Here is a 4086-nt window from a genome sequence, read left to right as displayed (position 1 = left end):
TGTACAAGAGGTGACCCCGGGGGTCAGCGGCGGCGGCCCACCGTCCGGTCCAGCGCGGCGATGCCGACCGCGGCCAGCGCGATCTGGATCAGCCACTCGATCCAGTCCGGCCCGTTGGTGTCCGCGACACCCAGGGCCGCCGCGATGGCCGTGCCCAGCAGGGCGGCCACGATGCCGACGAGGATGGTGACGATCACGCCGATGTGCTGGCGTCCCGGCACGACCAGCCGCCCGAGCACACCGATCACGATGCCGATGACGACGGCGCTGATGAGTCCTGAAATCTCCATGTCCACCCCTAGTGGTCTCGGCCCCTGCTGCTGTGCCATGTGCCCGCTGCGGACGGCGTCACTCCACTGCGGCGCCGCCCCCGGGAACCCGCACCGGGAGAGTGCCCGTGGCGGCGGCGGTCGACGCGGCTGAGCCGGGATTTCAGGAGGCGGGGACTGTCCGTTCCGGGGTGTTCCACCCCGAGACCCGTACCCGTGGTGCCGAGCCGCGCAGGTCCGCCGTGCGGTAGGTGCCGCTGATCGTCACCGACTCGCCCGGCCAGAGCCCGGCCTGGTTGTCGGACCAGCGCACCGGCAGTACCGGCCGGCCCTTCGCGTCGACCAGATGGACGTCCGTCAGCAGGGCGGGCGTCCGGCCGCCGCCGGTGCGGCGCAGGGTCACCGTCGTGGTGGACAGTGCGCCCGAGGAGCGGGTGGCGGCGGTGGCCGACACCGGCACCCTTGCCATGGCGGAGAGCCCCTTGAGGTCGGCGTAGGCGGTCGTCGGGGTGTAGTACCAGTCGCTGTGCGCCCAGTCGAGGGTGTCGGGGCGGGTGGAGAGCCAGTACACGTTCCGGCTCACCTCCCGGCCGTCGGGGCCGGTGAGCACCAGGCGCAGCAGGTGGGTCCGGGAGGTGCCGCCGAGCTTCCCGGGCAGTGTGAACGCGGTGCCGTGCGCGCCGGCGCCGGGGACGCGCAGCCCGGTCAGGGTGCGGTCGTAGCGCGGGGTGCCGTCCGGGTCGAAGAAGGTGGCCCGCGCGGTGAGGCCCGCGGCGGGGGAGTGGTGGTCGTTGACGACGACCACCGAGCGGTCGTCGTAGGAGTACTGGACGTGCAGTGGCTCGCCCGCCTTCTTGGCACCGAAGTAGGCGCCGTTCTGGTCGAGATAGCGGTCCATGAGCTGCCAGTGCAGCGAGGTCCAGCCGCTGTTCAGCATCCAGTGCACGATCCCGGTGGCCGGCTTGCCGGCGTCGTGGGCGTTGCGGCGGTACGCCTCGAACTCGGCGCGGACGTTTTCGTACTGGGCGAGCTGCGCCTTGCGCACGTAGTCGGTGAGGCCGGCCGGGGCGCCGTAGCGGGCGGTGAGGGCGTCGTTGTAGAGCTTGAGGGTGGAGAAGACCGCCGACGGGGAGCGGTGGTACTGCTTGGCCGCCGGGGTCTTCCACAGGGTGTCCAGCTCGGCGGGGGTCATCATCCGGCGCAGCGTGTCCAGGGTGGGGATGCTGGGGCCCGCGCTGGTCTCGGAGTTGAAGCCGGTGGCGCCGCCCTCGCGCTTGGCGTACCAGTAGGCGGGCGGTACCCAGTCGTAGGGGCCGCTCATCTTCATGCCCGAACGGCCCAGCTCGGGCGAGGAGCTGTCGGAGGCGGCCGGGACGACGGGGGTGGGCCAGTCGGCCGCTGTCAGCGCGTCCAGGTAGTTCTTCTCGATCGTGGCGTTCGGTGCCGCGTCGCTGCCGATCAGGAAGGAGATGACGCTCGGGTGGGAGCGCAACCGGGCCGCCTCGGCGGCCATGGACGCCTTCGCCACCGCGTGGTCGTCCGCGTCCCACTTCTCCCCGGAGCCGTCCTCGTTGACCTGGCCCTCCCACTTGTCGCAGCACTCCCAGCCCGGCAGCGTGAGCACGCCGAGCCGGTCGGTCAGGTCGAAGAACTCGTCCGGCTCGATGTGCCCTTCCAGCCGGACCGTGTTCAGCCCGAGGTCGAGGACGTACCGCAGCCGGTCCTCCGCATAGCGCCGGTCCCAGCGCAGGAACTGGTCCGGCGACCAGCCGCCGCCCCGGATCAGCAGCGGGCGCCCGTTGATCCGGTACTGGCGGGCCCCGTCCTTGTTCAGGGGCGCCCGGACGTCACGGATGCCGAAGGTCTCGTGCGTGGTGTCGGAGACGGCACCGGCGACGGAGGCGGTGAGCCTGAGGTCGTACAGGGGCTGGCCGCCCATTCCGGCGGGCCACCACACGCGCGGAGACCGCAGGCGCAGGCCGGGGACATCGGCGGGGGAGAACGCGACGGTACGCGACTCGTGTGCGGCGAGGGGGACCCGGCGGGCGAGCGAGGTCCCGGCGACGCTGCCGGTGACCAGGGCGGTGACCGCGTGGCCGGTGTCGTTGCGCACCCGCGCCCGCACGGTCAGGCCGGCGGTGGCCAGCGACGGTACGGCCAGGTCGGTCACCACATGAGCGTCGCCCAGCGCGACCGGGCCGCCCCGCCGGACCAGGACGTCCCGGACCAGGCCCATGTTCTGGTCCGGGGGCGGCTGGAGCCAGTCGAGCCAGCCCATGCTGAGGTCCCGGTCGGGATCGTTGGGCCGGACCCGGAAGGCGACCGTGTTCCGGCCGGGCCGCACCAGCTGGGTGATGTCCAGCTCGTGCCGCGTGTACGCGCCCTTGACCTGCGCGTCCGTCGCCACCCGGTGGCCGTTGACGTACACCTCGGCGGCCGGGACGACCCCGCTGAAGTCGAGCCGGGTGCGCCGGGAGGTGTTGTCCTCGGTGAAGTCGGAGCGGTACCACCAGGGCACCTTGAAGTCGGCCTTCGGGATCCTGCTCAGGTTGGTCGAGCGGAACGGGTCCGGGTAGCGGCCCTCGGCCAGCAGGGCGGCGAGGACCGTGGAGCGGGGGCCCGCGTGGTGCCAGCCGCGCGCCGGGTAGCCGGGGGAGGAGACGGCGGCCGCCGAGTCGCTCACCTTCGCCGTGGACTGCAGGGCGAAGGAGGCCAGCGGGCTGACCGAGCCCGCCGTGTCCGGGACGCGGGTCGCTTCGGGGGCCGGAAGCGGCGCCGGGGCGTGGTCCTGCGGGTCCGCCCAGGCGGTGGCGGTGAGGGTGCCGATCAGGCCGAGGAACGCGACGGCCGTGGCGAGGCGGCGGCCGGCGGCGGGGCGAGCGGACAGGGCGGTCTCCAGCCTCGTGAGGTCAAGGAACGCTGTGGCCCGGCTCAAGCTAGAAAGCGCCGCGAACCGTGTCAAAGACCTCCGGCCAGGACGCGCCGCCCGCGCGCACGAGGAGGCCGGTCCGCTCCGGCGGACCGGCCTCGCGTCCTTCGTTGTCGGTGGGAGTCTGCGTACGGTCCTCCTTCCGTCGAACCGGGCGGACTCGACCGCGTCCGGTGGGCCTGCGGTGGAGTGCCGCGTATCGCGTATCCGTCTATTTTGCGCCTTTTATTCCCGTATGTGTAGGGGTGTTCGGGCAATATTTCGACCGGATTCGGACCCCCGTTTTTTCTCGCACGGGCCCGCTCAGACGGCCGCCTCCAGCGGTTCCCGTCGCTCGATGCCGGAGCGCAGGCGGTGCAGGCCCCGGCGGGCGTGGCTCTTCACCGTGCCGAGCGGCCAGCCCGTGCGGGCGGCGATCTGCGGCTGGGTGAGGTCCTCGTAGAAGGCCAGGTAGAGCACCCGGCGCTGGGCGGCCGGCAGCCGTCCCAGCTCGCGGCGGACCAGAAGCCGGTCGAGCACCGTCTCCGGGTCGGCGGCGGTCTCGGCCCCGAGGGTGGCGCGGGACAGGGACGCCGCCGCCGCGACCAGCTCGCCGCGCCGGGCGCGTGCCGCCAGCGCGTCGAAGATCTTGCGCCGGGTGATGCCGACGATCCAGCCGCCCAGCGGGCCCCGGTCCGGCCGGTAGCCCGCACGGCCCCGCCACACCCCGAGGAACACCTGCTGGGTCACGTCCTCGGCCTCACCGGCGTTCCCCAGCGCGCGGTGGGCGAGGGCGTACACCAGCGAGGACCAGCGCCGGTACACGGCCGCGAGACAGTCCTCGTCCCCCGCGACCAGGCCCCGCGCCAGCTCCTCGTCGTCGCAGTCGTCCCCGGCCCGAGCCACGGG

General features: G+C 73.2%; 3 protein-coding genes. All 3 read right to left on the bottom strand.

Features of this window, described 5'->3' with window-relative positions:
* Positions 1–23: 23 nt before the first annotated feature.
* The 3 genes from GT030_RS03595 to GT030_RS03585 all read right to left on the bottom strand — a co-directional run bounded on the left by GT030_RS03595 (position 24) and on the right by GT030_RS03585 (position 4083).
* A complete protein-coding gene (locus GT030_RS03595; RefSeq protein WP_161199792.1) occupies positions 24–290 on the bottom strand; it encodes a GlsB/YeaQ/YmgE family stress response membrane protein in 267 nt (88 codons plus the stop codon).
* Between the two features lie 142 nt (positions 291–432).
* Positions 433–3156 carry a sugar-binding domain-containing protein gene (locus GT030_RS03590; RefSeq protein ID WP_161199794.1) on the bottom strand — a complete coding sequence of 908 codons (2724 nt, stop codon included), beginning with the start codon at positions 3154–3156 and terminating at the stop codon, positions 433–435.
* A gap of 345 nt (positions 3157–3501) precedes the next feature.
* Complete coding sequence (locus GT030_RS03585; protein WP_161199793.1) at positions 3502–4083, bottom strand: sigma-70 family RNA polymerase sigma factor; 582 nt, start codon at positions 4081–4083, stop codon at positions 3502–3504.
* Positions 4084–4086: the final 3 nt, after the last annotated feature.

Origin of the sequence: Streptomyces sp. SID1328 (assembly GCF_009865595.1) — a bacterium.
Taxonomy (GTDB): Bacteria; Actinomycetota; Actinomycetes; order Streptomycetales; family Streptomycetaceae; genus Streptomyces; species Streptomyces griseoluteus.
The sequence above is the reverse complement of the archived record's forward strand: the minus strand, read 5'-3'. Positions and strand labels throughout refer to the sequence as shown.

Excerpts from the sequence above, each read along its gene's own strand:
- GT030_RS03595 (WP_161199792.1), bottom strand. The coding sequence starts at position 290 with ATGGAGATTTCAGGACTCATCAGCGCCGTCGTCATCGGCATCGTGATC.